26 protein-coding genes are annotated in these 26491 nt (G+C 67.3%); 11 read left to right on the top strand and 15 right to left on the bottom strand.

The window, feature by feature from the left end:
- The first annotated feature begins 69 nt into the window (after positions 1 to 69).
- The 3 genes from G6N66_RS28235 (at position 70) to G6N66_RS28225 (ending at position 5436) form a co-directional block, all read left to right on the top strand.
- Positions 70 to 1719: a PE family protein gene (locus tag G6N66_RS28235; RefSeq protein WP_085232063.1), complete on the top strand. Its 1650-nt coding sequence runs from the start codon at positions 70 to 72 to the stop codon at positions 1717 to 1719.
- 91 nt (positions 1720 to 1810) lie between these two features.
- Entirely contained in the window at positions 1811 to 3469 is a 1659-nt protein-coding gene (locus G6N66_RS28230) for a PE family protein (RefSeq protein ID WP_085232064.1), read from the top strand.
- Positions 3470 to 3678: 209 nt separating this feature from the next.
- Positions 3679 to 5436, top strand: coding sequence for a PE family protein (locus G6N66_RS28225; RefSeq protein ID WP_085232051.1), 1758 nt, complete (start codon positions 3679 to 3681; stop codon positions 5434 to 5436).
- A 9-nt stretch (positions 5437 to 5445) separates the two neighbouring features.
- Here G6N66_RS28225 and G6N66_RS28220 read toward each other — a convergent pair whose 3' ends face one another.
- The 9 genes from G6N66_RS28220 to G6N66_RS28180 all read right to left on the bottom strand — a co-directional run bounded on the left by G6N66_RS28220 (position 5446) and on the right by G6N66_RS28180 (position 14152).
- Positions 5446 to 6414, bottom strand: coding sequence for an NADPH:quinone oxidoreductase family protein (locus tag G6N66_RS28220; RefSeq protein ID WP_085232052.1), 969 nt, complete (start codon positions 6412 to 6414; stop codon positions 5446 to 5448).
- Between the two features lie 5 nt (positions 6415 to 6419).
- Positions 6420 to 7280, bottom strand: coding sequence for an SDR family oxidoreductase (locus G6N66_RS28215; RefSeq protein WP_085232053.1), 861 nt, complete (start codon positions 7278 to 7280; stop codon positions 6420 to 6422).
- Between the two features lie 42 nt (positions 7281 to 7322).
- Complete coding sequence (locus G6N66_RS28210) at positions 7323 to 8768, bottom strand: aldehyde dehydrogenase family protein (protein ID WP_085232054.1); 1446 nt, start codon at positions 8766 to 8768, stop codon at positions 7323 to 7325.
- A gap of 78 nt (positions 8769 to 8846) precedes the next feature.
- Positions 8847 to 9779: an SAM-dependent methyltransferase gene (locus tag G6N66_RS28205; protein ID WP_085232055.1), complete on the bottom strand. Its 933-nt coding sequence runs from the start codon at positions 9777 to 9779 to the stop codon at positions 8847 to 8849.
- Positions 9779 to 10720 carry a class I SAM-dependent methyltransferase gene (locus G6N66_RS28200; protein WP_085232056.1) on the bottom strand — a complete coding sequence of 314 codons (942 nt, stop codon included), beginning with the start codon at positions 10718 to 10720 and terminating at the stop codon, positions 9779 to 9781. The genes G6N66_RS28205 and G6N66_RS28200 overlap by 1 nt, the downstream gene beginning before the upstream one ends.
- Positions 10717 to 11682, bottom strand: a complete 966-nt coding sequence (locus G6N66_RS28195; protein ID WP_085232065.1) for a class I SAM-dependent methyltransferase — start codon at positions 11680 to 11682, stop codon at positions 10717 to 10719. Before G6N66_RS28195 ends, G6N66_RS28200 begins: the two co-directional genes overlap by 4 nt.
- A gap of 83 nt (positions 11683 to 11765) precedes the next feature.
- The gene (locus tag G6N66_RS28190; protein WP_085232057.1) at positions 11766 to 12401 is read right to left on the bottom strand and encodes a TetR/AcrR family transcriptional regulator; all 636 of its coding nucleotides are present in this window, start codon (positions 12399 to 12401) and stop codon (positions 11766 to 11768) included.
- 222 nt (positions 12402 to 12623) lie between these two features.
- Positions 12624 to 13175 (bottom strand): Dps family protein, encoded by a 552-nt coding sequence (locus tag G6N66_RS28185; RefSeq protein WP_085232058.1) that lies wholly within the window; start codon positions 13173 to 13175, stop codon positions 12624 to 12626.
- Between the two features lie 44 nt (positions 13176 to 13219).
- Positions 13220 to 14152, bottom strand: a complete 933-nt coding sequence (locus G6N66_RS28180) for a DNA-3-methyladenine glycosylase family protein (RefSeq protein WP_139825115.1) — start codon at positions 14150 to 14152, stop codon at positions 13220 to 13222.
- Positions 14153 to 14193: 41 nt separating this feature from the next.
- Here G6N66_RS28180 and G6N66_RS28175 point away from each other — a divergent pair, with 41 nt between their 5' ends.
- Complete coding sequence (locus tag G6N66_RS28175) at positions 14194 to 14592, top strand: nuclear transport factor 2 family protein (RefSeq protein WP_085232059.1); 399 nt, start codon at positions 14194 to 14196, stop codon at positions 14590 to 14592.
- Here G6N66_RS28175 and G6N66_RS28170 read toward each other — a convergent pair.
- Positions 14589 to 14969: a DUF427 domain-containing protein gene (locus G6N66_RS28170; RefSeq protein WP_085232060.1), complete on the bottom strand. Its 381-nt coding sequence runs from the start codon at positions 14967 to 14969 to the stop codon at positions 14589 to 14591. The genes G6N66_RS28175 and G6N66_RS28170 overlap by 4 nt on opposite strands.
- A 177-nt stretch (positions 14970 to 15146) precedes the next feature.
- Between G6N66_RS28170 and G6N66_RS30195 the strand changes: the two genes are divergently transcribed.
- Positions 15147 to 17060 (top strand): PE family protein, encoded by a 1914-nt coding sequence (locus G6N66_RS30195; RefSeq protein WP_197747055.1) that lies wholly within the window; start codon positions 15147 to 15149, stop codon positions 17058 to 17060.
- A gap of 44 nt (positions 17061 to 17104) precedes the next feature.
- Here G6N66_RS30195 and G6N66_RS28160 read toward each other — a convergent pair whose 3' ends face one another.
- Both G6N66_RS28160 and G6N66_RS28155 read right to left on the bottom strand, forming a co-directional pair.
- Positions 17105 to 18124 (bottom strand): NAD-dependent epimerase/dehydratase family protein, encoded by a 1020-nt coding sequence (locus G6N66_RS28160; protein ID WP_085231917.1) that lies wholly within the window; start codon positions 18122 to 18124, stop codon positions 17105 to 17107.
- Positions 18121 to 18630 (bottom strand): nuclear transport factor 2 family protein, encoded by a 510-nt coding sequence (locus tag G6N66_RS28155; RefSeq protein WP_085231916.1) that lies wholly within the window; start codon positions 18628 to 18630, stop codon positions 18121 to 18123. Before G6N66_RS28155 ends, G6N66_RS28160 begins: the two co-directional genes overlap by 4 nt.
- Before the next feature lie 52 nt (positions 18631 to 18682).
- On the opposite strand from G6N66_RS28155, the gene msrA reads away from it, so the two are divergent.
- Entirely contained in the window at positions 18683 to 19198 is a 516-nt protein-coding gene (gene msrA, locus G6N66_RS28150) for a peptide-methionine (S)-S-oxide reductase MsrA (protein WP_085231915.1), read from the top strand.
- 105 nt (positions 19199 to 19303) lie between these two features.
- On the opposite strand, the gene G6N66_RS28145 is transcribed toward msrA, so the two are convergent.
- A complete protein-coding gene (locus G6N66_RS28145) occupies positions 19304 to 20638 on the bottom strand; it encodes a cytochrome P450 (RefSeq protein ID WP_085231914.1) in 1335 nt (444 codons plus the stop codon).
- A 130-nt stretch (positions 20639 to 20768) separates the two neighbouring features.
- Between G6N66_RS28145 and G6N66_RS28140 the strand changes: the two genes are divergently transcribed.
- The 3 genes from G6N66_RS28140 to G6N66_RS28130 are packed head-to-tail and all read left to right on the top strand — an operon-like array spanning position 20769 to position 22643.
- Complete coding sequence (locus G6N66_RS28140; RefSeq protein WP_085231913.1) at positions 20769 to 21374, top strand: TetR/AcrR family transcriptional regulator; 606 nt, start codon at positions 20769 to 20771, stop codon at positions 21372 to 21374.
- 10 nt (positions 21375 to 21384) lie between these two features.
- On the top strand, positions 21385 to 21597 hold the full coding sequence (locus G6N66_RS28135; protein WP_085231912.1) for a TOBE domain-containing protein: 213 nt from the start codon (positions 21385 to 21387) through the stop codon (positions 21595 to 21597).
- Between the two features lie 2 nt (positions 21598 to 21599).
- Positions 21600 to 22643, top strand: a complete 1044-nt coding sequence (locus tag G6N66_RS28130; protein WP_085231911.1) for a zinc-binding dehydrogenase — start codon at positions 21600 to 21602, stop codon at positions 22641 to 22643.
- Here G6N66_RS28130 and G6N66_RS28125 read toward each other — a convergent pair.
- Both G6N66_RS28125 and G6N66_RS28120 read right to left on the bottom strand, forming a co-directional pair.
- Positions 22633 to 23502 carry an alpha/beta fold hydrolase gene (locus G6N66_RS28125; RefSeq protein ID WP_085231910.1) on the bottom strand — a complete coding sequence of 290 codons (870 nt, stop codon included), beginning with the start codon at positions 23500 to 23502 and terminating at the stop codon, positions 22633 to 22635. The genes G6N66_RS28130 and G6N66_RS28125 overlap by 11 nt on opposite strands.
- Positions 23503 to 23511: 9 nt before the next feature.
- Positions 23512 to 24747 (bottom strand): sulfotransferase family protein, encoded by a 1236-nt coding sequence (locus G6N66_RS28120; protein WP_085231909.1) that lies wholly within the window; start codon positions 24745 to 24747, stop codon positions 23512 to 23514.
- A 28-nt stretch (positions 24748 to 24775) separates the two neighbouring features.
- On the opposite strand from G6N66_RS28120, the gene G6N66_RS28115 reads away from it, so the two are divergent.
- Together G6N66_RS28115 and G6N66_RS28110 are read left to right on the top strand one after the other, a co-directional pair.
- On the top strand, positions 24776 to 25351 hold the full coding sequence (locus G6N66_RS28115) for a TetR/AcrR family transcriptional regulator (protein WP_085231908.1): 576 nt from the start codon (positions 24776 to 24778) through the stop codon (positions 25349 to 25351).
- The gene (locus G6N66_RS28110) at positions 25348 to 26451 is read left to right on the top strand and encodes a DUF1214 domain-containing protein (RefSeq protein ID WP_085231907.1); all 1104 of its coding nucleotides are present in this window, start codon (positions 25348 to 25350) and stop codon (positions 26449 to 26451) included. Before G6N66_RS28115 ends, G6N66_RS28110 begins: the two co-directional genes overlap by 4 nt.
- The last annotated feature ends 40 nt before the right edge of the window (positions 26452 to 26491 follow it).

The following is a 26491-nucleotide window of genomic DNA, read 5'->3' as shown; positions in this document are numbered from 1 at the left end:
AGGCGCGCGCGATGGACCTAGGCTGATCATCGGCAATGGTGTCCCAATTCGCCCAGGGGGATGAAGTCGATGGCCGACCTTCTCGTTGAACCGCAAGCGCTGGCGTCGGTTGCCGCGGACATCGAACAGCTCGGGTCGACGATCACCGGCGCCAACGCCGCGGCCGAGAGCCCGATTTCGGGTCTGGCGCCGGCCGCCGCCGACGAGGTGTCGGAGGCCATCGCGAAACTCTTTGGCGCATACGGTCGGCAGTACCAGGCCGTCGCTCGGCTCGCGGCCGCCTTTCACGACGAGTTCACCGCGGCGCTGGCATCGGCCGGAAGCAGCTACGCGGCAGCAGAAGCGGGCGCCCAAGCGCTACTGGGCGACTCACCCCTGACCGGAAATATCGTCGCCGTCGTCATGGGCGGCAGCGGCAACCCGATACCGGATTCGAGCTACGTGACCGGCGTTCTCAACTGGGCCAAGCTGCATTACACCTGGAACGGCGTGGACACCATCTTCACACCCGAGAACCTGTACCCGCTCACCGGCACCAAGAGCCTGCCGCTGAACATCTCGGTGAACGAAGGCGTCCAAATCCTCGACGCCACCATCAAACAACAAATCGGGGCCGGCAATAGCGTTCTGGTGCAAGGCTATTCGCAGAGCACCATCATCGCGTCGCTGGAAATGCAGAACCTGATGAATCCCCAACTCACCCCGAACCCGCCGGCGCCCAACCAACTCGCCTTCAACCTGTTGGCGGATCTCATGGCCCCCAACGGCGGTCTGCTCGCCCGCTTCCCGGGCCTGACGCTGCCGAGCCTGGGTATCGACTTCTACGGGGCGACGCCCGCGGATACCCCGTACACGACCAACATTTACACGATCGAATACGACGGCTTCGCCGACTTCCCGCAATACCCGCTCAATATCTTCGCCGACCTGAACGCCGTCGCGGGCATCGTCCTGGTGCACCCCCTCTACCCGCACCTCGACCCGTCGGCGCTGCCACCCGGCTACTCCCTCGAGCAATTGCCGACATCGCCGGACTACACCGGAAACACCAACTACTACATGGTTCTCAACCCGAACCTGCCGCTGATACAGCCGCTGAGCAAGATCCCGGTGATCGGCCAACCGCTGGTCGATCTGCTGCAGCCGGACCTGCGGGTGCTCGTCAATCTGGGGTACGGCGATCCCAACTATGGCTATTCAACCGGGCCGGCGAATCTCACCACACCGTTCGGGCTCTTCCCGCACGTCAGCCCCGGCGTCATCGCCGCCGATCTCGCCACCGGGGCCCAGCAGGGAGTCACCGCTGCGTCACACGACATCGCGGCCGAGATATCGGGCATGTCGGTACCGAGCATCCCGCACTCGCTGCCGACGATTGCGCCACCGTCGACCGACGGTTTCATCAATCACCTCGAAACGGTGACCACCAACGTCACAAATGCGTTCTCCCAGGCCCTTTCGACCGGTTACGGCGTGCTGCTCCCCACCGCCGACATCGTCAACGCCGCCCTGATCTCGGTGCCCGCCTACGACGTCAACCTCTTCCTCGGCGGGATCGCGCAGGCGCTGGCCGGCGACCCGATGGGGTTAGTCAACGCGATCGGCTACCCGATCGCCGCCACCACCGGCCTGCTGATTGTGGCGGGCGGTGTCGAGGGCTTGGTCGTCTTAGGCGCGGTCGCCTCGATCATCAAAGACTTCACCGACCTGATCCCCTAAAGGGTTCGCGCGCAACTGATACGGGAAATGCCCGACAGGCTGGCCAGATCCCTCTACGCTGATGAGCACCATCGCGGGGAAGGACGTGCTGATGACCTTTGTGATCACTGAGCCGCACATCATCGCGGCGGTCGCCACCGATGTCGAGGGGATTGGTTCGGCGATCAGCGCGGCGCACGCGGCCGCCGCGGGCCCCACGTCGGTGCTGTTGGCGCCGGCCGCCGATGAGGTGTCGGCGGCGATCACGAAACTCTTCGGCGCCTACGGCCAGGACTACCAAGCCGTCGTCAAACACGCGGCGGCGTTTCATCACGAATTCACCCAAGCGCTGTCGAACGCGGGCAACGCGTACGCGAACATCGAGGGCGCCAACGCCGGCGCCTTGGCGGCGCCGCAATTCACGCCCATCAACTCCGACCTGACGTTGTTCTTGGGCCCCACCGGAAACCCGACCCCCACGACGACGTACGTCACCAACGCCAACAACCTCTACGTCCGATCGGTCAACGCGCTGCAGGCGCTGTTCACGCCCGAAGAGCTCTACCCACTCACCGGCGTCAAGAGCATGACGTTGAATAGTTCGGTAACCGAGGGCCTGAGAATCCTCGACGACGCGATCACCCAACAACTCCCCCAAGGCTCCACGAACACCCTCACCGTCTTCGGTTACTCGCAGAGCGCCATCATCGCCTCGCTGGAAATGCAGAAGCTCGCGGCCATGGGTCCGCTGGCGCCGACCGCGGATCAACTTCACTTCGTCTTGGTCGGCAACGAGATGAACCCCAATGGCGGCATGCTCGCCCGCTTCCCGGGCCTGAGCATCCCGAGTCTCGGGCTGACGTTCTACGGCGGCACACCCGCGGACACGATCTACCCCACCGACATCTACACGCTGGAATACGACGGCTTCGCCGACTTCCCGCAGTACCCGCTCAACTTCTTGTCCGACCTCAACGCGGTGATGGGGATCCTCACCGTGCACACGACGTACGTGAGCCCGTTCCTGGGTCATCCCGCGGTCACGCCGATACAGGTGGACAACGCGATTCCGTTGACGACGTCGCCCGACTACTACACCAACGGTGGCGTCACGCACTACTACATCATTCCCACCGAGAATCTGCCGCTGCTGGATCCGGTGCGGGCCATACCGGTCATCGGCAATCCGATCGCCGACCTGCTCCAACCCGACTTGAAAGTGCTGGTGAATCTCGGCTACGGCAACCCCGACTACGGCTGGTCGACCGGATACGCGAATGTGACCACCCCGTTCGGATTGGCCCCGCACGTCGGCGCGAGCGTCGTCCTGGGCGACCTGGCCACCGGAACCCAGCAGGGCATCCAGGCCTTCCACGCCGATCTGGCGAACATCCACTCGACGCCGATCACGCTGCCGAAGTTCGAACCGCAATTTGTGCAGGCCTTCTCGCCGCCGACACCAAGTTCGATGCCGCCCGCGGTCCCGCCGACCCCGCTCAACATCGCCAACACGATCGCGTCGATCATCTCGACGGACTACGCCGTCCTGCAGCCCACGGCGGACACGTTGCTCGCGTTCGTGACCACGCTGCCCGCCTACGACGCCACCCTGTTCGTGGGCCAGCTACTGCAGGGCAACCTGGCCAACGCGATCGGCTATCCGATCGCCGCCGACATTGGGCTGGCCACCGTCGCGGCCCTGGTCGAAATCGACGTCATCGGCTCAGCTATTGCCCAAAACATCGCCGATATCAGGAGCCTGCTGCCCTAGCGCAATCCGATCGGTGTCAGAAACCCCGCGCCCGCAACGGTTCTCGCGTGCGCCGGAACCGGCGCAGAAACAAAAGGTAAATCGCGGACATACTAAGCAAACCGCTCTAAGCTACTTCAATGCCGGGCACCGCGATGGCCGGGTTGGTCAGGTCATCGGTCTCACCGCGTTGTCGGTATGTACAGGCACCTGCGTGAAGGGAACAGCCGATGACGACCTTGATCACCGAACCGGAACTGGTCCAGACAGCGGCCAAGAGCGTTACGGCCATCAGGTCGTCGATCAGCGAGGCAACCGGGGCCGCCGCGGGTCCCACGACGGGTGTGGTGGCCGCGGCCGCGGATGAGGTATCGGCGGCCGCCGCGAAATTGTTCGGCGGCTACGCCCAGCAGTATCAGGCGGTCCTCAATCACGCCGCGGCATTTCACGACGAGTTCGCCGCGGCGCTGGCCGCCGCCGGGCACGCCTACGCGGGGGCCGAAGCCGCCAGTGCCAGCGCGCTCAGCCACCTGATCGGCGGCCCCATCGGCCCCATCCTGGGCGGACCGGCTCCGGTCGTGCAGCCGATGCTGCAGGGGACGACGTTCGGTTTGATCATGGGCGGCAGCGGTTTGCCGATCCCGCCGCCGGAGTACGTGACCGCCGTCCTGAACTACGTCAACCACGGCTTCAATGTGCTTCCGCAGAACGCGAACCCCCTGTTCACGCCCGAGGGCTACTACCCGCTGATCCTCAAAAGCCTGCCCCTCACCCCGTCGATAAGTCAGGGCCTGCAGATCCTCGACAGCGCGATCAAAACCACGCTGGCCGCCAATCCCGGTGACAGCGTCGCCATTTTGGGCTATTCGCAGAGCGCCGACATTTCCTCGCTGGAAATGATCAACCTCGCGAACCCATTGCTCAACCCGAACCCGCCAAGCGCCGACCAACTGAGCTTCACCCTGCTGGGTAACCAGATGAATCCCAACGGCGGCTTTTTTGCCCGCTTCCCGGGCTTCGGTGGTCACCCTCTGCAGTTCCCCGCCCTCGGGTTGACGCTGTACGGCGCGACGCCCTCGGACACCATCTACCCGACCAACATTTACACGCTGGAATACGACGGCTGGGCCGACTTCCCGAGATACCCGCTTAACCTGCTGTCCGACCTGAACGCGGAATTGGGCATCGCGTTCGTGCACGGCCAGTACCCGAGCCTGGACCCGTCGGCGCTGCCCCCGGGCTACGAGCTGGTGACGTTGCCGACGTCGCCGGGCTACAACGGCGTCACCAACTACTACATGATCACCACGCCCAACGGTCTGCCGCTGTTGGAGCCGCTGCGGTTGATCCCGGGCATCGGCAATCCGCTGGCCGATCTGCTGCAACCGGACCTGACGATGCTCGTCAACCTGGGCTACGGAGACCCCCACTATGGCTACAGCACCGCCCCGGCCGACGTGCAAACGTATTTCGGGCTGTTCCCCCACTACAACAAGGCCCTGCTGGCGCAGGACCTGATCCTCGGGGCCCATCAGGGGGCCGTGGCCTTCAACAGCGACATCCAAACGCAAACCGCGACGTCGGTGGCCAACGTGTCGCACCAACTGGCCGCGCTGGGCACGACGGGCGGCCAGCAGGCCGCGCTGCACTCCCTGAGCTCCGCAGTGGCGGGCCTGTCACCCGACAGCATCATCCCGGCGATCCAAACGGCGGTCACCAACGCCGCCAACGGGATCTCCAACACCGCTGCGAACCTCTACGGAGCCCTGCTGCCGACGGCAGACATCATCAATACCTTGGTCACCGTGATGCCGGCCTACGACATCAACCTGTTCCTGAGCGGAATTCAGCAGGCCCTCGGCGGCGACGTTTTGGGTGGCTTGCAGTATGCGCTCGTCGCTCCGTTTGCCGCCGACACGGCCTTGATCTCACTGGCAGCCCTCATCGAGCTCGAGGTCGTACTGAACGCATTCGGCATCAGCCTCTAGCTTCGGCCGTTACGGCTCGAGCACCAGCTTGCCGAGCACACCGCCGTCGGCGAGACACTGCAGCGCCTCCGGTGCTTCAGATAGCGGATAGCGTTGCGGCGGTGGCGGTTTCAGGCCCATGAACACCAGTTGGCTCAGCCCCGAGGCGAACAGCGCGGCCGAGCCGGGCACCTTGTTGAGGTACTCGCCCCACGCGACGCCGACCACGCTGACGTTGCGCAGCAGCAGCCGGTTGACCTGCACGGTGGGAATGCCGCCGGCGGCGAAGCCGATCACCAGCAGTTTGCCGTCGATGGCGAGCACGCGAATCGCGTCGTCGAAGGTGGGCCCACCGACGGGGTCGACGACGATGTCCACGCCCCGACCGTGGGTGTATTCGCGCACCCGCTCGGCCCACCCGTCGGTCAGCGGCAGCACCACGTCGGCGCCAAGGGACGCAACGTAATCGGACGCTCCCGCCCGGTGCACCACGGCGATCACCTGGCTGGCGTTCATCGCCCTGGCGATCTGGATGGCCGCCGTGCCCACCCCGCCGGCGGCGCCCAGCACCAGCACCGAGTCACCCGGGTGCATCGCGGCGCGCCGAGCCAGCGCGAAGTACATGGTGTTGTAGTTGACCAGCAGCGAAACCGCTTGGGCGTCATCGAGTTCCGCCGGGCTGCGCAGCACGTTGCCCACCGGGACCGCCACCCGCTCCGCGTAGCAGCCGAGCACGCCGAATGCCGAAACCCGTTCGCCCACTTGGAATCCCGAGTCCTCCGGCGCCGACAGGACGACGCCCGAGGTTTCCATGCCGGGGACGAAGGGCGGCGGCAACTTGAGTTGATACTCGCCCTTCGTCATCAGCAGGTCGGGAAAGCACACCCCGGCGGCGCGGACATCGATGATGACCTTGTCGTCGTCCTCGGCGACGTCATCGATATCGGAGTAGACAATTCCCGACGGTCCCGAAAGCTCCTGTACGACACAGGCTTTCATGCAGGCTACAAGCTAAAGTTGGCTTTTTGCGCAGCCGACAGATCGGTGATCTCAGCCCAACGGGAGGCGACCTCGTCCACCGACGGCGGCTTGCCGAAGGTGACGCCCTCGTTCTGGAACAGCGCGGTGCGCTGCACCTTGCCGCCGCCGACGATGAACACCGACCCGTTGTCCTCACATTCCTCGGTGCACAGGTAGCCGATCACCGGCGCGACATAGTCCGGTGTCAGCTTCTCGAACACCTCGGGCGGCAGGATGTCCTGCGTCATCCGGGTGGCCGCGATCGGGGCCAGCGCGTTGGCGTGGATGTTGTATTTCCGCCCCTCCTGCGCCAGCGTGTTGATCAGGCCGACCAGTCCAAGCTTGGCCGCGCCGTAGTTGGCCTGGCCGAAGTTGCCGAACAGCCCGCTGGTGGAGGTGGCCACGACCACCCGGCCGAAGCTCTGCTCGCGGAAGTGCGGCCATGCCGCGCGGATCACGTTGTAGCCGCCGTAGAGGTGCACCTTGAGCACGGCGTCCCAGTTCTCGAACGACATCTTGTGGAAGGTGCCGTCGCGCAGGATCCCGGCGTTGCTCACCACGCCGTGTATGGCACCGAACTCGTCGAGCGCGGTCTTGATGATGTTGGCCGCACCCTCGGGCTCGGCGACGCTGTCGTAGTTGGCGGCCGCGCGGCCACCCGCGTCCTTGATCTCCTTGACCACCTCGTCGGCCATGTTGAGGCCGGCGCCGGTGCCGTCGCGGGCTCCGCCGAGGTCATTGACGACGACGCTGGCGCCCTCGCGGGCGAGGGTCAGGGCGTATTCACGGCCCAATCCCCCACCGGCTCCGGTGACGACGACGACACGATCCTGCACTCCTGGCATCAGGTTCCTTTCTGGCAGAGCGATTCAGGGGCGAACAAACAATCAGAACATGCGACGTGCAAGCTTCAGCGCGCGCTCCGTGTAGGGCGGGTAGATGAAGCTGGACAGGTCGGGACGAGTCGGTTTGGTCAGCACCGACTTGCGGTGGCTGAACTCGTCGAACCCCCACTTGCCGTGATAGGCCCCCATGCCCGAGGCGCCGACACCGCCGAACGGCAGCTTGGCCGTCGACACCTGGAAGGCGAGGTGATTCACCAACATGCCGCCGGCCGGGACTTCCTTGATGAAGCGCTCGCGGGTTTCGCGTCCCTTGGTGAACAGGTACGCCGACAACGGCTTTGGCCGGGCGTTGATGAAACGTATTGCGTCATCCAGGTTTTGGACGGTGATGACCGGCAGGATCGGCCCGAAGATTTCGTTGGTCATCAACGGTCCGTCGGGGTCGGGGTCGACGACGACGGTCGGCTGGATCCGCAGGCTCGACGCGTCGCACTTGCCGCCGGCGGCCACCTTGGCCTTCCCGTCGGCTTCGGCGGCCGCGATGTAGCCGCTCAACCTATCGAACTGACGTTGGTTGACGATGCGCATCCCGGACTGGTCGTCCTGCGAGCGGAACTTGGTGAGGGCGGCGCCGATCTTGCTGACCAGTTCGTCGCGGATGCTGGCGTCGGCCAGCACGTAGTCGGGGGCCACGCAGGTCTGCCCGCCATTGAGGATCTTCATCCAGGCGATCCGCTTGGCGGCCACCTCCACGTCGGCGTCGGCCGCCACCACCACGGGGCTCTTGCCGCCGAGCTCGAGGGTGACCGGGGTCAGGTGCGGGGCCGCGCCCTGATAGACCTTGCGGCCGATCTCGGTGCCGCCGGTGAACATGACCCGATCCAGGCCCTGGGCGATCAGCTCCTGGCTCACCATGCCGTCGCCCTCGACCACCGCGATCGCGTCGTTGTCGAGGTAGCGGGGCACCAGCTCGGCCATCAGCCGCGACGACGCGGCGGCGATCTCCGAGGGTTTGAGGATGACGGCGTTGCCGGCGGCGATCGCGCCGACGGCCGGACCCAGCGTCAGATAGAACGGGTAGTTCCAGGCGCCGATGATCAGCACGGTGCCATACGGCTCGTACTCCACCCAGCCCCGGCCGGGCAGCTGCGGCAACTCCAACAGCAGGTGCCGGCGGCGGGTCCACTTGCGCAGCTTCTTGGCCGCGTATTTCGCCTCACTGGCCGTCGTCGCGACGTCGGCGATGAACGCCTCGGTCGGGTTACGGTCCAGGTCCTCGGCGAGCGCCTTGGCGATCGCGTCCTCGTTCTCTTCCATCAGCGCCGCGAGCGCCAGCAACTGCTTTTTGCGCCATTCGATGCTGCGGGTTCGGCCGGTGGCGAAGGTCTTGCGCAGGCGAGCCACGGTTTCGGCGACGCCGGTTGCGGAGCCGGTCGAGGTCTCGTGCTCGGATTCTTGCGTTTTCGGTGCAACCGATTCGGTGGTCATGGGAGTCCTTCCCTCGCACGGGCGATAACCGCCATGCTAACCATCCGGTTGGGAGAGCAGTAGGGAAGGATCCGGCCGTCAGGGCTTGGTGGCGGTGAGGAAGCTGTTCAGAAACGGCCGCGCGTCCGACAACGGCTCCCGGCCCAACCGGGCCGCTTCGTCGCGGGCACTGACCGATTTTGTGGCCCAGCCGCGAGCGGCGAACCGGTCGGCCGGCTCGGAGCGGTCCCCGTGATCGAACCAGAGATCGAACGGGTTGAACGACGTGTCTGAAATATCGGAGCCGCGCGCTTCCCGTTTGGCCCGCAGCGCCGCCCACTTCTCTTCGGCCTCTTTGCGCTTCTGCTCGTCGGCACCGAAGATTTCGACGGCCACCCGGCTGCCGGGCCCACTGAGCCGATCGACCGAGTCGAACATGGCTTCCTGCGCGTCGGCCGGCAGAAACGGCAGCAGCCCTTCGGCCAGCCAGGCCGTCGGGCGGGCGGGGTCGAAGCCGACCTCGCGCAACGCCCGCGGCCAGTCGTGGCGCAGGTCGACGGCCACGGCCCGGCGATCCGTCGTCGGCTCGGCGCCATGCCGCGCCAGGGTCTGGGCCTTGTACTCCAGCACCTTGGGCAGGTCGATTTCGTAGACGACGGTGTCGTCCGGCCAGGTGAGCCGGTATGCGCGCGAATCCAGACCCGCCGCCAAAATGACCACCTGCCGGATCCCGGCGTCGGTGGCTGCGGCGAAGTACGCGTCGAAGAAGTGGGTGCGCACCGCCTGGTAGTTGATCATCTGCTGCGCGCCGATGGCGAAGTCCACGTCATCGTCGGGGTCGCCCGCCCACCACGCCGCCACCTGCGCGCGCACGCCCTCGAGCTCGGGTGTGGACACCAACGGCTCGGCGAACTGGTCCCGGATCAGCGGGTCATCGCTGGCGGTCTCGCGGGCCCGGGCCAGCGCGACCATGACCGCGGTCGCCCCCACGCTCGTTGCGATGTCCCAGGAGTCGTCCGCGGTGCGCGGCATTACAAGCGCTCACCGATCACGAAGTCGGAGAAGGCCGCCTTGTCGAAGGGCAGCTCAAGGTCCTGATTCAGGCGGCCGACTCGGCGCATCTCCTCGATGGAGTGCTGCGCGTGCGCCCGCCAGCCGTTGGCGTTGAGCCACTCCGTCACGTCGGCCCGGTGGTCGTCGCGGTACATCAACTCTCCGATGTCGGGGGTCTCCTCCAGCCCGATCGTCTCGGCGACCTTCTTGAACCGGGCACGCATTTCCTGCCGCCGCTCGTCGGCCTGCGTCGCCGCGGTCTCGGCCGAAACCCGGCTCCCCGGCGGGCTCAACTCGCTGATCAGCGTGAACAGCCGGTCCTGCGCCTCGGCCGGCAGGTACATCAACAGGCCCTCGGCCAGCCATGCGGTCCGCTGGTTCGGGTCAAAGCCGGCGGCGCGCAGCGCGGCCGGCCAGTCCTGGCGCAGGTCGATTGCCACCTCGCGGCGATCGGCCGACGGGGTCACCCCATGCTCGGCGAGCGTCGTCAATTTGAACGCGAGAACCTCCGGCTGGTCCAGCTCGTAGACCGTGGTGCCGGCCGGCCAGTCCAGGCGGTATGCCCGCGAGTCCAGCCCCGAGGCCAGGATCACCACCTGCCGGATGCCGGCGGTGACCGCGTCGAGGAAGTAGGTGTCGAAGAAATGCGTCCGCACGGCTTGATAGCCACGCATGTGCTGCATGTGGTTGGCGGATTCCTCGTCGAGCTCTTGCACCCGAGCCGCGATCTCCGGGTCGAGCATGGCCTCCCACAAGACGCCCGCATTGGCCTTGGAGACCAGCAGCTTGGCGTAGGGATCGCGGATCAGCGGATCGGGCTGTTCGGTCTCGTAGGCCCGGGCGGCGGCCACCATCACGGCCGTGCTGCCGACACTGGTCCTGATGTCCCAGGTGTCGTCGTGGGTGCGCAGTGAACTCATTGCTTGGCTCCTTGAGCTTCGTGAATCGATCCGAGCCGCGCTCGCAGCAGCGTGCTGCGGACGGCCTCATCGGTGAGATCGTCGGGTACCGCGCGGCCCAGCCGGGCCATCTCGTCGCGGTTGTTGACGGCGTGCACCTGCCAGCCGTGCTGGGCCAGCCAGTCGGCGGCGTCCGAACGGTCGGGCTCGTGAAAGGTCAACGCTTCGACATTGACGTCCAGGCCAAGCCGCTCCCGCATCCGCTTCCAGCGGTTGGTGTTGCTGTTCTTATTCACCCCGAACACCTCGACGGCAACACGGCTGCCGGGCGCGCTGAGCGCGGTGAACTCCTCGAACAGGCGGTCCTGGGCGTCGCTGGGCAGGTACGGCAGCAGGCCCTCGGCCAGCCACGCGGTGGGTTGGGTGCGGTCGAAGCCGGCGGCCAGCAGCGCGCCGCGCCAGTCGTCGCGCAGATCCACCGCGACCGGGCGCCGTCGGCACGCCGGGCGCGCGCCGTGGGCTTCCAGGACTCCCGTTTTGTATTCCAGCACCTTGGGCTGGTCGATCTCGTAAACCGTGCTGCCCGCCGGCCACTGCAGCCGGTAGGCCCGCGAGTCCAGGCCGGCGGCGAGAATGACCGCCTGCCGAACGCCGGCGCTGGTTGCTTGGGCGAAGTATTCGTCGAAGAAGTGGGTGCGCACGGCCTGGTAGTCGGTGCCGAGCCGGTGGACCCGTTTCCCGTGTGGGTCGTCGTCCAGCCAGGCCAGCTCGGGATCGGCGAGCCGGGCCCAGGCCGGGCCGGCCGAGGACACCAGAATCTCGGCGAAGTCGTCCCGAATCAGCGGATCGGCCCCGCCCGTTTCCACGGCACGGCCGGCGGCGACCCCCAAAGCGGTGGCGCCGACGAGTTCGGTGATGGCCCAGCTGTCGCCCGCAGTTCGCAACGAGGGGGCCAACGAAGACGGTTCGTCGAGGTCAGTCATGGTTGCGACCATGGTACCCGAAAAAGTTAGGTAGCCTATGCGCTTTGTGGGCGACATCACCGACGCCGCCGGCAAGGCCCGGGTCAGGCGCCCCGCTCCCAAAACGCGCCCTCCAGCAGCCGACGCAACGTCTCGATCACGGCCCGCATCTCTTGGTAGTTCCCGAGATAGCCGGCATAGAAGCCGACGCCCACGAGCACGATCAGCAGCGTCTCGGCCAACGAGGGCACATCCGTGTCGGCTTTGAGCTCGCCGCGCTCGATGGCGTCGTTTACCGCCCAATTAAGGAATACGCGGCTAATTGCCACTGCGTCGTTTTCGTTTCGGCTCAATTCGGGATGCCGCTGCGATTCCAGCACGGCCGTAACCAAAAACGGTGATACCGAAGGATCTTCGGAACTAGCGCGCATCACCACGGCAATGAATTCGGACAGTCGATCCATCAGCCGCAGCGCACGCTTGGCGTTCTGGATGCCGTTCGCGACCACCAGTTCGTTGGTCTGGTCCACCACGTCGCAATACAACAGCTTCTTACTGGAAAAGTAGTGGTTGATCGCCGGCCGGGTCAGGTCCGCGCGGACGGCGATTTCCTGGAAAGTCGCCCCGTCGTAACCCCGTTCGCTGAACACCTCACGCGCAGCTCGCAGGATCCGCTTGCGCGTTTCGTCGGCCTTCGCCGCCGGGGGACGCCCGGGCCTTCGACTTGCCGTACTTGGCACTACTGGATTGTGCCACCGCCGCGGTGTGACATTAGTGCGTTCGGCGGGATTCGACCAAACATTTTAGTTTGGAGTGCTCGATCGCGTCGATCAATTCAACCTTTGAATTCGTTACGAAAGGCCCGCGGTGAAATGCCGCGTCCCGCGGTCGCTTGAATTCGGTTGGCGCCGACCGCGATCCGACGTGCACACTGCTGATTTCTCGCCGTTCGGCGAGTCGGGCTACTTCGCCTTGCGCCGCGCGGCGTTCGCCGCAGACTTCTCGTGCGTGGCACCCTTATGGGCCAGCGTCCCGCCCGCGCTCTCCAGGTGCGCTCTGACGAACCATTGGAACTTCTCCAGCGCCCCGGCCTGTCCGATCAGCAAATCCTGGGTGACCAGATCGACCTCATCGGTCTCCTCGATGGCTTTGCGGATGTCTTCGATCACGCCGCTGTAGACCAGGTCGAGTGCGGCCAAATGCGCCTGCACGGTGTCCCGCCCGATCGCATAGTCGTCCCAGCTCCGGTCCCGCACGATCGCGCCGGGGGTCCCTTCCGGCGATGCCCCCAGAGCCGCGATCCGCTCGGCGACGTCATCGGCGAACCCGCGCACCGCGTCCACCTGTGGGTCGATCATTTCGTGTACGCCAATGAAGTTGGGCCCCACCACGTTCCAGTGGATGTGCTTCAGCGTCAGGTGCAAGTCGTTGTAGGTGCTCAGTTGGCGTTGTAGCAATTCGCTGAGCCGCGCGGCCTGTTTGTCGGTCAACCCCGGAATCGTGAACTGTGTCATGCGGACTCGGGTACCCGAAGGCGGTTCCCGGAAACACGCGGAATTCAGAGCGAGTGAATTTGCTGCACCGGCAGCCGGGCGCCGCGGCGCGGCTCGTAGGCCAGTCCGCTGGCGTAGAGCAGGCTGACCACCCGGTGCCGGTGTGGTCGCATGGGTTCCAGCAATGCCAGCATGCCGTCGTCGTCGACCGGGCGACCCAGTAAGGTCCAGCCGATCATCTTCGGGATGTGATAGTCGCCCACCGACACGGCATCGGCGTCGCCGAACGCTCGCTGCGCGGTCTCGGCGGCGGTCCACTGCCCGACGCCGGGCAGCGACGTCAATGCCTCGCGCGCCCGGTCCGCGGGCCACGACGCCAGCCGTTCCAGCGACGCCGCGCGTTGCGCGCAGCCCACCACCGTGCGGGCCCGGCCGGGGTCGACGTTGGCGCGGTGAAACTCCCACGACGGAATGCTTCGCCACACCTGCGCCGAGGGCGGCACCCGCATGCCGGCCGGCGCCGGACCGGGCGGCGGGGTCCCGTACTTGGTCAGCAGCGCCCGCCAGGACCGGAAGGCGTCGGCGCCGGGCACCCGTTGCTCGATGACCGCCGGAACCAGGGCTTCCAGCACCCGCCCGGTGCGGCCCAGGCGCAGGTGCGGCACGCGTCGGTGCGCTGCGGCAACCGTCGGGTGCGTCGGCACGAAGCCCGAGGCGTCGTCATCGGCGCCCAGCAGCACGGGCAGTCGCTCGATGAACTCCTCGGCGCCCCCACCCCACGCGGTGCAGGCCACGGCGTTGGCGGCCGCCCGGGTGATGCGCGCGGCGACGGGACCGGTGGCCAGCAGGCTGGTGCGCCAGATGCTGCCGTCCTCGACGATCCGAAAGCTCGGATCGCGAGGGCCCCGGCGCAGCGGCGCAAGCGTGTGCCCGAAACTAACCGCTCCGGGGAACGTGACGGTGCGCTCGCTCTTCACCTGACTGCCCTTCTGAACCATCGTGTTTGACCGCAATCTCTCTACCGAGACACTATGGCCATGTGACGACGCCGTTCGATGACCCGCAGGCCGAACTGGCGTGGATGTTTCTGCAGAGCCTGGGCGATGACGCGGACCTCGACGAGGGCCTGGCGCTGCTCAGCGACGATTTCACCTACTGGAGCATCAACACGGGGATGTCGTTCGACAAGGACACCCTGCGCACGGCGATCGAACAACGCAAAGGCCTTCTGACAGCGGTCAGCATCGACCTGTTGCGCTGCGTCAACGACGGCGAAACGGTAGTCATCGAAGGGCAGTTTCACGCGACCACCACAGCGGGCGACCGGTATGACACCCCGTTCGTGTGCCTGTTCGACACCCGCGACGGGTTGATCGTGTCGTGGCGGGAGTACAGCGATACCCGGCTCGCGGCGTCGATATTTCCCGGGGTCAGTTAGTCACCGACGACCGTAATCTCGGCTTTGTTTGGGTAAAACGCGACGTGCCCGGCGGTCTCCGCGACCGCGGGGTAGGGCCGTTCGTAGAACCAGATCGCGTCCTCGACGGTGTCACCGGCGGAGGTCGTCACGCTGTAGTAGCCGGCGTCGCCTTTGAATGGGCAATGGGTGGCGGTGTCGGTCCGAGTCAGCCGTTCCTGAGCCACATCGGCAAGCGGAATGTATTGCACCGCAGGCAAAGTCGCTTCCCGCAATTCCAGTGCCGCGGTGGTGTCGGCGACGAGCTCGCCGTTGATGCGCACCTGCACGCGTCCCTTGGTCGGCTCGATAGTGATCGGATGACCGGCGCTGGGTTCTTTGATTTCCGGGTGGGTCATGGCTCTTTCTCCTCCTCAGACGCAGGTCTTGTGTGCAACACCGACCGGTGCGCAAGGCTTCCCCACCGTTTCGGCGAAAAGGCAACCCTAAAACAACGAGCCGGTTCGGCGTACGCTTTGCGATAGCTTTGAACGTCGTGTGTTGCGGCGATCGGCCAGCGACCTCGAGGGGGCGCGATGTCGTACATGGTGGCAATCCCGGACTTTCTCGCGTCGGCGGCCTCGGATTTGGAAGTCATCGACTCGGCGCTGAGCGCCGCGCATGCCGCCGCGGCGGCCCCGATCACCGCGGTGGCGGCCGCCGCCGAGGATGAGGTCTCGGCGGCGATCGCGTCGCTGCTTTCCGGGCATGGGCAGGCCTTTCAAGCGCTTCGTGCGCAGGCCGCGGCGTTTCACGCCGAGTTCGCATCGACGCTGGCGGCCAGCGGGGCCGGCTATGCGGCCGTCGAGGCAGCCAACGCCTCGCCCCTGGCAGCCCTGGTGGCTGGTGCTCAAAAACTTGCGGTGTTTTCCCCCGTCGCCGCGGCGACGGGACGCCCGATCGTCGGCAACGGCGCCAACGGTAAGGCCGGGACCGGACAAAACGGTGGCGACGGCGGTTGGCTGTTTGGCAACGGCGGCGCCGGCGGTTCCGGGGCGCCGGGGCAGCCGGGCGGCAAGGGCGGCGACGCCTTCTTGTTTGGCAGCGGCGGCCGGGGCGGGGCGGGCGGCGCCGGCGTCACCGGCACCACCGGCAACGCGGGCACCAGCACCCCCGGCGGCCCCGGTGGCAACGGCGGGGCCGGAGGGGCCGGCGGCAACGGCGGGCTGCTGCACGGCAATGGCGGCGCCGGCGGCGCCGGCGGCGCGGGCGGGCTGGGTGGGGCCGGCGGAGCCGGCAACGCCCTCGCTGGTGTCAACGGCACGAACGGCGGTTTGGGCGGCAACGGCGGGGTGGGCGGCAGCGGTGGGCAAGCCGAGGGATTGTCGGGTTTGTTGGGCGGCCATGCCGGCGGCGGTGGCGCGGGAGGCCAGGGCGGCGCGGGCGGCCAAGGCGGCCACGGCGCGGACGTCGACACCGGGTCCGCCGGCCACGGCGGCAACGGCGGCAACGGCGGGGCCGCCGGCTTGGGTGGCGCGGGCGGCACCGGCGCCAGCGCGGGCGCCGCGGGTACCGGCGGCACCGGCGGCAACGGCGGCGACGGCGGCAACGACACCGCTTCCTCCGGCGGCGTCGCCGGGTTCGGCGGCGCCGGCGGCACCGGCGGCAGCAGCGCCGCCGGCATCGGCGGCACCGGCGGCAACGGCGGCAACAGCGGCAACACCACCTCCTCCGGCACGGGCGTCGTGGCGGCCGAGGGCTTGCAGGGCGGGAACGGCGGTAATGGCGGCAACGGCGTCACCGGGGGCAACGGCGGCAACGGCGGCAACGGCGGCAGCGCGTCCGGCACTGGCACCACCGACGCCATCTCCATCGCCGGCGGTGGTGGCGGCGGCGGCCACGGGGGCAACAGCACCGGCGGCGGCGCCGGCGGCAACGGCGGCCAAGGCGGCAATGGCGGTGGCGTCGCCGCGACGGTCGGCAGTGCCTCTGTCTCCGGCAACGGTGGCGCCGGAGGTGGCGGCGGGGCCGCCGCCGGCGCCACCGGCGGCCCCGGTGGTGGGGGCGGCGGCGGCGCCGCTGCCGACGTCACCACCACCACCGCAACCTCCGGCGGCGGCTTCGACGGCGCCAACGGACTAGGGACCGGCGGCGGGGTCGGCGGCGACGGCGGCCAGCCGGCCGCCGCCGTCGGTGGTAGGGACGCCGCCGGTGGTGGTGGGGGTGGTGGCGGCGCAATCGCCGGCGGCGCCGGCGGCGCCGGCGGCCAAGGCGGCAGCGCCCAGGGCGTTGCCGGCGGCGCCAGCGGCACCGGCGGCACGGGCCAGCCCGTCGGCGGCGCCGGCACCGACGGGGCCGACGGCAAGAGCTTTGCTTCGGGCGGCGCGACCGCCACCGGCGGCAGCGGCGGCAGCGCCAACATCGGGGGTGGTGGTGGCGGCGGCGGCGCCTTCGGCAGCGGCGGCGGCACCACAGTCCACGGCGGCGACGGCGGCGCCGGCGGCCCGTAAGCGCCGATCAGCCCGAGGCCGTGCTCAGGCTCAGCGCGTGCGACTCAGGCCGGGCTGCTCTTCTTCCCGGCGGTACGCATCGCGGCCCAGAACCGGGCGGCCTCGCGAATCGACTCCTCGACGGGGCGCGGTTGCCAACCCAGTTCGCGCACGGCCTTGCTGTGATCCACCTCGGCCTCGGCGCGCATCATCCGCACCGATTTCAGGCTGAGCTCGGCGTCCTTGCCGGTGAGCCGCGCTCTCAGGCTGCCGAGTGCGCCCAGCGCATACAGCGCGGGCACCGAGATCGATCGCGCCGGCGGCGGCACCCCGGCCTCGTCGGCCGCGATCCGCACCACTTCCTTGATCGCCATCATCTTTTCCGAGATGAGGTACCGCTCGCCGATGCGCCCGCGTTCCGCGGCGAGAATCATCGCCCTCGCGGCGTCGTCCACGCCGACGACCTCCAACTGGATGCCGTTCATCGAGAACGGCAGCTTGCCGAACACCGCGCCGGCGATGAAGGCGCCGTGCGGGGTGCGGCCCCAGTCGCCGCTGCCGTAGGTCGTCGACACGCACATCGCGACGGCCGGCAGGCCGGCCTCGGCCACGTACCGCATCACCAAATTCTCGGCCTCGACCCGGGATTGGACGTAGGGAGTCAAGCCGCGCGTGCCGATCACGTCCTCTTCGCTTGCCACGTGCCCGTGCCGCCGACCCACCGTCGCGTAGGTGCTGGTGAAGATGAAGCGACGCAGCTCGGGCTGTTTGACGGCCACATCGAGGACGTTGCGCAAACCTTCGACGTTGGTGCGAAACAGCGGCGACGGATCACGCAACCAGGCCCGGGTGTCGACGACGCAGTGGTAGACGTCGTCGACGCCGTCCATCGCCTCGCACAGGGTGTCGCTGTCAAAGACGTCGCCGTGAAACCGGGTGACCTGAAGGTCGTCGATGGCGCGGGTGTTGGCGTTCGGGCGCACCATCGCCCGCACGTCGTGGCCGTCGGCGACGAGCAGGCGGGTCACGTGTGAACCGAGGAAGCCGTTGGCGCCGATCACCAGCTTCGGGCTCACCGAATTCATTGAGTCCCGCCGCCGTTCTCCCGCATCCAGCGCGCGGCGTCGTCGTCGAGCGTGCCCAAAGCCTGGGCCTTGCGGCACCACTTCAGCCCGGCCTTCAAAAAGCGCAGCGGGTTGTAGATGTCTTCTTCGCGGGACCACAGGCCGTCGCCGGCATAGGTGATGATCGTGATGTTGGTCGCGCTGATCACGCTGCCGTCACCGGGGTCGCGCATCGGGTTGTCCAATTCGAGGATCACGCGCCCGGTGGGCTCGTCGATGACCGACCATAACGTGGGGAAGGCGATCATGTGGCTGCCCGGAAACGTCGTCATCGTCCGCTGAATCCAGTCGCGCACCTGCTCGCGACCCTTCATCGTGCCCATCGCGTGCTCGATGTAGTCGACGTCGGGCGTGTACTGGGCGACCCAGGCGTCCCAGTCGCGGGTTTCGGCGGCCCGGGCGACCGTTTCCTCGAATTTTTCGAAGGCGGCGGCCAGTTCGCTACGGGAGAACGCCGGGCTGCTCACGAGGGCTTCTTTGCGAGGTTAGACGTCATCGCCGGAGTGTAGCCTGGGGCGAGTGACCAGCACTCAAAAAGCCATCCTGGCGGGCGGCTGCTTCTGGGGAATGCAAGACCTGATCCGCAAGCAGCCCGGCGTGCTCTCGACCCGGGTCGGCTATGCCGGCGGCGAGGTTCCCAACGCGACCTACCGCAATCACGGCATGCACGCCGAGGCCGTCGAAATCATCTACGACCCCGCGGTCACCGACTACCGCGCGCTGCTGGAGTTCTTCTTCCAGATCCACGACCCCACAACGAAGAACCGGCAGGGCAACGACATCGGGCCCAGCTACCGTTCGGCCATCTACTACCTCGACGACGAGCAGAAGAACATCGCGCTGGACACGATCGCCGACGTCGAAGCGTCGGGCCTGTGGCCCGGCAAGGTCGTGACCGAGGTCGCCCCGGCCGGCGACTTCTGGGAGGCCGAGCCTGAGCATCAGGATTACCTGGAGCGGTACCCCAACGGGTACACCTGCCACTACGTGCGTCCGGGCTGGAAGCTGCCCCGACGGGCCGACGCGGGCCGCTGACGCATCCCCCGCCGACCCCCGCCGGCCCTCGCCGAAAGCGTTCTGACGGCGAGGTTTTCGCGATTATTTCGCCCTCAGCTCACGCTCGGCGATGACGGGGGCGAATCAGCGGCGGCGCACCACTATCCGTCCGCCATCCTTCGGCGTGTAGGCGACACCGCGGCAGTACCAGTCCTCCGCGGGAACATCGGTGGCCTCAATGGTGAAGTGGCGCAGCACAGTTCGCAACACCACGTCCATCTCCATGTTGGCGAACGCGGCCCCGACACACCGGCGGGTGCCGCCGCCGAACGGAATCCACGCGAACGTGGACGGCTTGGATCCGATAAACCGCTGCGGGTCGAAACGCTCCGGGTTGGGGAAGACCTCGGGGTTGTCGTGTATCTGCGCGATGCTCACGATCAGCGAGTACCCGCGGGGAATGACCCATTCGCCGAGTTGGTAGACCGGCGGGTAGATGCTGCGGGCCGCGAAATCAATGACGGTCCTGGACCGTTGGACTTCCAGGATCGTCGCTTGACGCAACTCCTGGCCGCCACCGTCGGCCTCCTCGACCAACGCCGCCAGCAGGTCGGGGTGGCGGGTCACCCGCTCGAATGCCCAGGCCAGCGTGGAGGCGGTGGTTTCGTGCCCGGCGGCCAATAGGGTGAGTAGTTCGTCGGCAATGTCCTTGCGCGACATGACCGGACCGTCGTCGTAGGTGCTGCGCAGCATCAGCGCGAGGACATCGGTTCGATCGGCGAAGTTCGGGTCCGCCTGCTCGTTGGCGATCAGCTTGTCGATCACGACGTCGTACTGGCGTCGCCACCTGTCCATCCGGCCCCACGGGCTGTAGCGTCCGTAGCTCCGTTTGGGTTTCGGCAGCGCCGCCACCCGCGAGCCGAGGGTGACCCACGGCGGGATGATCTCGCGCAACTCGTCGAGTTCGGCCCCGTCGGCCCCGAATACCGCGCGCAGGATGGCGTTGAGCGTGATGCGCATCATCGACGGCAGCGTTGGGAACGGTTGGCCTTCAACCCATTTCGCGGTCTCGCGCAGGGTCTCTTCTTCGATGATGGCCTCGTAGTTCTTCATGCTCTTGCCGTGGAACGGGGGCGCCAACAACCGCCGCCGACGGCGGTGGTCCTCGCGATCCAGGGCGAAGACCGAGCCGCTGCCGAACACGCGGCTCAGGTTGGGCTGGATGTTGCCGAGCTCGTCCGGGCTGGTGGTGAAGATCTGCTTGGCCAGCTCGGGCTCGGCGACCACCACGATGCGGCCGAACATCGGCACGTTCAGCGAGAAGACATTGCCGTAGCGGCGGGCCAGCCGCGGGATTATCCAGCGCCGCGACATCGCGAAGGCCAGACCCTGGACGGCCTTCGGCAGTCTGGTGGCGGGCGGCAGGTTGACAGCGGGTGCTGCCGGTGGCGCCAGGACTGCTTCGGCTGCTTCGCTCATGGCGGAGTGCTCCCAACATTCGCCACCCCGTTTCGGGGTTGGTACCGCGGTGTACCGAGGGCTTTCCCGGTACGGTACTCTGTGGTACCAAAGATGACAAGGCCTCGTCGGCACCGGAAGGGGACCGCCCGTGACATCAGCGGTGACGACGGCAGTGGCCGCAGACGCTGACCCGTTTCGGCTGCGCCTGCTTGACGGCCTCGCCACCTCGATCGGCGAGCGCGGCTACCGCGCCACCACCGTCGCCGACATCGTCCGCCACGCGCGCACGTCCAAGCGCACGTTCTACGACCACTTCGAAGGCAAGGAGCCGTGCTTTCTCGAGCTGGTGCGCGCCGAGATCGAAAAGACGGCCGAGGACATCCGCGCCGCGGTCGATCCCGAGGCCGACTGGCACCAACAGATCCGGCAGGCCGTCGAGGGTTACGTGGGCAGCATCGAGTCCCGACCCGCCATGACGCTGGCCTGGATTCGGGAGCTTCCGTCGCTGGGCGACGTCAGTCGCTCCGTGCAGCGTCACGGGTTGCGGTCGTTGACCTCACTGCTCATCGATTTGACCGGTAGCCCCGGGGTGCGCCGGGCCAACCTGCCGCCGCTGACTCCGCCATTGGCCGTCATCCTGGTGGGCGGGCTGCGCGAACTCACCGCGCTCGCCGTCGAAGATGGCAGGCCGGTCCGCGAGATCGTCGAACCCGCCGTCGATGCGTCCATAGCGCTGCTGGGCCCGCGCGCCTAGGCTCATCGCCATGCGGCTATCCACCCGAAATCAGCTCAAGGGCACCATCACCGAGGTCGACCTCGGCACCGTGATGGCGGTGGTCAAGATTCGACTCGACGGCGGCGATCAGATCGTCACCTCCTCGGTGACCAAGGATGCCGCGGTCGAGCTGGGCCTGGCGGTCGGTCAGCCCGCGACGGTGTTCATCAAGTCGACCGAAGTGACGATCGGCGTCGAATAACCGTGGCGGCCACCATGCGCGCCGAACGCTTCTACGCAGACACCAAAACCATTGCGCTGGAAGATGTTCCGATACCTGACCCGGGACCCGGTGAGGTTCTCGTCAAAGTCGCCTTCTGCGGCATATGCCACTCAGACCTGAGTCTGATCAACGGGACGTTCCCGCCCCAGTTGCCGGTGGTGATCCAGGGCCACGAGGCCTCGGGCACCATCGCCGCCCTCGGCGCGGGGGTGACCGGCTGGAACGAGGGCGATCGCGTGGTGGTCGCCGCCGGCCGCCCGTGCCAGCGGTGTCCGAACTGCCGACGCGGCGACGTGGTCAACTGCCTGCGGATCCAGTTGATGGCCTTTGCCTACGACGGCGCCTGGGCCGAATACACCGTGGCGCAGGCCGTCGGCCTGACCCGGGTGCCGGACAACGTTCCGCTGGAACAGGCCGCGATCCTGGCCGATGCGGTGTCGACGCCGTACGGCGCCGTGGTCCGAACCGGGCAAGTGGCCGTCGGCGAATCGGTTGGCGTCTGGGGTGTCGGCGGCCTGGGCACGCACACCGTCCAGCTCGCCCGGTTGGTCGGCGCGGTGCCGGTGATTGCCGTCGACATCAACCCCGTCGTTTTGGACCGCGCCCTGGAACTCGGCGCGGACCACGCGTTCGACTCGCGCGACGAACGGCTGCCCGACAAAATCGCCGAGGTCACCGAGGGACGCAAACTCGACGTGGCCTTCGACGCCGTGGGCGTGAAAGCGACGTTCGAGCAAGCCCTCGACTGCCTGACCCCCGGCGGCCGGCTGGTCGGCGTCGGGATGAGCGCCGAGGCGCCGACGATCGGACCCACGGCCATGTTCGGGTTGACCCGCAAGCAGGTGCTCGGGCACCTCGGCTACCAGAACGCCGACATCGCCACCCTGGCGAAGTTGGTATCGCTTGGGCGCCTTGACCTCTCGCGCTCGATTAGCGAGATCGTCTCACTCGAAGACGTCGCATCGGGCATCGAGAAGCTGGAGCGTCAGGACGGCGACCCGATCCGGATCCTGGTCAAGCCCTGAGGAAGGCCCGGACCCGGTCCAACACCAGCTCCGGCCGCTGCTCGACGATCCAGTGGCCGACACCGTCGACCAATTCGACCTCGAAATCGCTTGCGCGGTCGGCATATCCGTTCAGAATGTCGGGCGTGATGACCGGATCGCCGGTTCCATGTAGCCAGCGCACCGGCACGCCGACGCGGGTGTCAAACGCGCCGCGCATCCACCGCAGCACCTCTTTGGTCTGAAACGCGCGATACCACCGCGAACCGGCCTCCGCGTGCCCCGGCTGACGCATGCATTCGACATACATGCGGATGTCTTCCTCGGGCACGCCGAATCCGCCGGCGAGGATACGCAGATAACGGCCCTTCGGATCGGCGATGATCCGGGGACCGATGACCGGGAGCACCATCGGGATCTGGTACCAAAACCGCCAGATGTTGCGCAGCGACGAGAGATTGGGCGTCACCCAGGGCGCCGAGGTGTTCACGCCCATGAAGCCGGTCACCTTCGCCGGGTGTCGCAGCATCATGATGAACGCCACCGGTCCGCCCCAGTCGTGCGCGACGATCTTGACCGCGTCGACGTTCAACTGATCGAGCACGCCGGCCAGGTCCTCGGCCATCTCGTCCTTGGTGTAGCTGGACCGGGGCGCCGAGCTCCAGCCGGCCCCGCGCAGGTCGGGGCACAACACGCGGTAGCCGTCGGCGGCCAGCGGTCCGATCAGGTCATGCCACTCCCACCAGTTCTCCGGGAAGCCGTGCACCAGCATCACCGCCGGACCGTCAGCGGGGCCGGCATCGGCGACGTGGATCGTGACACCGGCACCGAGATCGACGTACCTGTGTTCGACACCCTCGAGCGTCGGCATTGCCACCATGCCGACAGACTATGTCAGAAACCGCTCGACATACGGCGCGAAGCGGGTCCGCAGATCGTCCTCGCGCAGCCCGAACATCTCGCACGATGTTTCGACGCTGCCCAGCCGGCCGCGCTGGTGCCCACTCAGATACTCGGCGACCGCGCCGCGCTCCGGTGCGCCGAAGGGTTCGCCGGCCAACGCGTAAACCCTTTCGGCAACCCCGATTTCGTCGGCCATGAAATCGTCGAAGCGGATGTCGATCGAGCGGTCCGGCCCGATGGTGTGGCGATCGCGGACCAGTGCGTTGAGCATCTGCTCGAGGCGCTCGATCCAGGAATTGGCGATCTGTTCGACCGGCACCGGCGTGCGGTGCATGCGCGCGGAGTAGGTGATCATCGCGACCATGGACAGCGCCACTGGCACCGGGTCGCGGTGGGTGAAGACGACGATGCTGCCGGGGAAGACGCGATTCAGCACCGGCACCTGCTCGAGATGCTGGGGCGACTTCAGCAGCCAGCGCCGCCCCCCGCGCAGGAACTGCATCGCCTTGAGCTGGGTCGCCAGGTATTGGTAATGCGGCGTCTGGTCGTGTGCCCGGTAGTAGTCGCGCCAGCGCGGCACCTCGGCGAGTGTCTCGAACAACATCGTGGAAATGTCGTTGGCGAGTAGCTGGATCTCTTCGTGGACGTGGTCCGTGGTCATCTCGTGCATGAGCGGGAAATAAGGCATCACGGTATTGACGACCGTCACCGCGACGTCCATCCGCGCCCGCCGCGGATCCGGTTCGGCGCCAAGCTCGTTCGGCAGCGGGAACGGCTCGTTGCTTTCCCAATAGGGCATGGTGCGGAACGTGGGCGCCGCCGCCAGCAGGTTGTGCAGGTGGGTGGTGCCCGTTCGGGGCAGCCCGGCGATCACCACCGGCGGATGCAGTTCGATGTCGCCGATCTCGGGGTGCCGACGCAGCAGGTCGGTCAGCAGCAACCGGTTCTTGAGCAACTGCAGCAGTTGCCCGTAGAAGTTGACCACCCCGGCGTCGTGCAGGCCGTCAATCTCACGCAGCGCGGCCAGGTAGACGTCGAAGCGTTCGCGGTAGTCGGGCGGCCCGAAATCGCTGAGGCCGGTGTCGGCGCTGGCCTGGGCGTGCAGCGCGTCGGCATCCAACGGGCACTGAGGGGCCATGGCGGCCATCATGTCGAGAATCTGCTGGGCCTCGCCGCTGAATTCCGGCTTGGCCAGGTCATTTAGGCGAACGACGTCGGTCACGGCGACTTATGTTACTTTGAGTTTCGTAATGGTTGTTGATTTTGGCCGACCCCGCGACCCGCGCATCGACGCCGCGGTGCTGCGCGCCACGGTCGAGCTGCTCGCCGAAACCGGCTATCCCGGACTGCTGGTCTCCGCCATCGCCGAGCGCGCCGGCACCAGCAAGCCGGCGATCTACCGGCGCTGGCCGAGCAAGGCGCACCTCGTGCACGAGGCGGTGTTTCCCATCGGCGCCGCGACCGACCTTCCCGACACCGGCTCACTGCCGGAGGATCTGCGCGAAATGGTGCGCCGCGCAATGGTTTTCCTGACGACGCCGGCCGCGAAAGCGGCGCTGCCGGGGTTGGTCGGCGAGATGGCTGCGGACCCGACGCTGCATGCGGCGCTGTTGGAGCGCTTCGCCGGCATCATCGGCGGCGGGCTCGCCGAACTGTTGGAAGGTGCCGCGGCGCGCGGTGAGGTTCGCGCGGACGTGACCGCGGCCGAATTGGCCGAAGCGATGGCCGGCATCACGCTGATCGGCCTGCTCACCCGCCCCGCCGAACTCGACGGCACCTGGGTCGATCGCACCACCACGTTGCTCCTGAAAGGAATCACCGCATGACGCACGAATCGACCGCCGCGTGGAAAGAGTTGCTGGCCACCATCGGCGACCTCGACCGCAACTTTCTGGAGGGCGACCGGGCGGTCTCCGACGACCGCCACATTGCCGACGGCTACCGCATGCTGGCGACGACCCTGGGCGTCGCCTTCGACACGTACCTGTTCCCCGAGCCCGGTCGCCCGCAGTTCGTCGCGGTCAACACGCCATTCCGTCGCGACCGCCGCTGGGGCGGCGACAACACCGATGCGTATTACTTCATCTGCCCGGTCGACCCGAAGCGTCGCTACCGCATCAGCGGCAACAAGGGTGACAGCGTGTACTTCTCGGTGACCGCCTACAACGAGCCATCCCCGGGCGCCTGGTCCGACCGGATCGTCGCGATCGTGCGCGACACCGATCTGGACATCGATGCCGACGGCAACTTCTCCTTCGAATTCCCGCCGACGGCCGACGCCGCCGTGCTGATGACCCGCGACTACCAGGCCGACCCGCGAACGGGCCGCCCGGTGACGTGGAACATCGAGGCGCTCGACGACCCGGACCCGATCCGTCATGGCGACGCCGAAACCGCGGCCCGCCTGCGGGCGGCTGCCGCCTGGATGCGCACGATGGGCGCCATCGTGCCGCTGCCGGTGGGAAACCGCGTCGACGACCATCACGGGCTGGGCCACGAAACTGCCCACACCGCAAACGAATTCGCCGATCCCTATCAGGTCCCCGACGCCAACTTCGGCTGGTCGGCCCGCGACGCTTGCTACGCCTACGGCAGCTTCGTGCTCGACGACGACGAGGCGCTGGTCATCACGCATCGGCCGCCGTCGTGCCGGTTCTGGAATCTGGTGGTGTGGAACCAGTTCATGGCCACCTACGGCGACGAAGACGCCCGCTCCTCGCTCAACAACCACAGTGCGGCGCTCAACAGCGACGGCTCGGTGACCATCGTTCTGTCCCGCGAGATACTTACCCATCCGAATTCACTGACCACGCTTGGGTATCCACTCGGCAACCTGGCGTTCCGCTGGTTCCTCGCCGACACCGTGCCGGCGCGACCGCAGGTAGAGCTGGTAAAAGTGTCGGACGCGCCGACGTCCGTCTCCTAGCTCGCCGAGCGTGAACTGAGGGCGGAAAAATCGCGAAAAT

Source organism: Mycobacterium conspicuum (assembly GCF_010730195.1).
Classification (GTDB): domain Bacteria; phylum Actinomycetota; class Actinomycetes; order Mycobacteriales; family Mycobacteriaceae; genus Mycobacterium; species Mycobacterium conspicuum.
Note: the sequence above shows the minus strand (reverse complement) of the source record. Positions and strands in the feature narration are given on the sequence as shown.

What these genes read in the sequence shown, in the direction of transcription:
- G6N66_RS28220 (WP_085232052.1), bottom strand. Translation starts at nt 6,414, where the DNA reads ATGAAAGCCTGTGTCGTACAGGAGCTTTCGGGACCGTCGGGAATTGTC.
- G6N66_RS28115 (WP_085231908.1), top strand. Translation starts at nt 24,776, where the DNA reads ATGGTTGTTGATTTTGGCCGACCCCGCGACCCGCGCATCGACGCCGCG.
- G6N66_RS28225 (WP_085232051.1), top strand. Translation starts at nt 3,679, where the DNA reads ATGACGACCTTGATCACCGAACCGGAACTGGTCCAGACAGCGGCCAAG.
- G6N66_RS28235 (WP_085232063.1), top strand. Translation starts at nt 70, where the DNA reads ATGGCCGACCTTCTCGTTGAACCGCAAGCGCTGGCGTCGGTTGCCGCG.
- G6N66_RS28200 (WP_085232056.1), bottom strand. Translation starts at nt 10,720, where the DNA reads ATGAGTTCACTGCGCACCCACGACGACACCTGGGACATCAGGACCAGT.
- G6N66_RS28195 (WP_085232065.1), bottom strand. Translation starts at nt 11,682, where the DNA reads ATGACTGACCTCGACGAACCGTCTTCGTTGGCCCCCTCGTTGCGAACT.
- G6N66_RS28125 (WP_085231910.1), bottom strand. Translation starts at nt 23,502, where the DNA reads ATGGTGGCAATGCCGACGCTCGAGGGTGTCGAACACAGGTACGTCGAT.
- G6N66_RS30195 (WP_197747055.1), top strand. Translation starts at nt 15,147, where the DNA reads ATGTCGTACATGGTGGCAATCCCGGACTTTCTCGCGTCGGCGGCCTCG.
- G6N66_RS28170 (WP_085232060.1), bottom strand. Translation starts at nt 14,969, where the DNA reads ATGACCCACCCGGAAATCAAAGAACCCAGCGCCGGTCATCCGATCACT.
- G6N66_RS28180 (WP_139825115.1), bottom strand. Translation starts at nt 14,152, where the DNA reads ATGGTTCAGAAGGGCAGTCAGGTGAAGAGCGAGCGCACCGTCACGTTC.
- G6N66_RS28185 (WP_085232058.1), bottom strand. Translation starts at nt 13,175, where the DNA reads ATGACACAGTTCACGATTCCGGGGTTGACCGACAAACAGGCCGCGCGG.
- G6N66_RS28230 (WP_085232064.1), top strand. Translation starts at nt 1,811, where the DNA reads ATGACCTTTGTGATCACTGAGCCGCACATCATCGCGGCGGTCGCCACC.
- G6N66_RS28205 (WP_085232055.1), bottom strand. Translation starts at nt 9,779, where the DNA reads ATGCCGCGCACCGCGGACGACTCCTGGGACATCGCAACGAGCGTGGGG.
- G6N66_RS28135 (WP_085231912.1), top strand. Translation starts at nt 21,385, where the DNA reads ATGCGGCTATCCACCCGAAATCAGCTCAAGGGCACCATCACCGAGGTC.
- G6N66_RS28110 (WP_085231907.1), top strand. Translation starts at nt 25,348, where the DNA reads ATGACGCACGAATCGACCGCCGCGTGGAAAGAGTTGCTGGCCACCATC.
- G6N66_RS28210 (WP_085232054.1), bottom strand. Translation starts at nt 8,768, where the DNA reads ATGACCACCGAATCGGTTGCACCGAAAACGCAAGAATCCGAGCACGAG.
- G6N66_RS28145 (WP_085231914.1), bottom strand. Translation starts at nt 20,638, where the DNA reads ATGAGCGAAGCAGCCGAAGCAGTCCTGGCGCCACCGGCAGCACCCGCT.
- G6N66_RS28215 (WP_085232053.1), bottom strand. Translation starts at nt 7,280, where the DNA reads ATGCCAGGAGTGCAGGATCGTGTCGTCGTCGTCACCGGAGCCGGTGGG.
- G6N66_RS28160 (WP_085231917.1), bottom strand. Translation starts at nt 18,124, where the DNA reads ATGAATTCGGTGAGCCCGAAGCTGGTGATCGGCGCCAACGGCTTCCTC.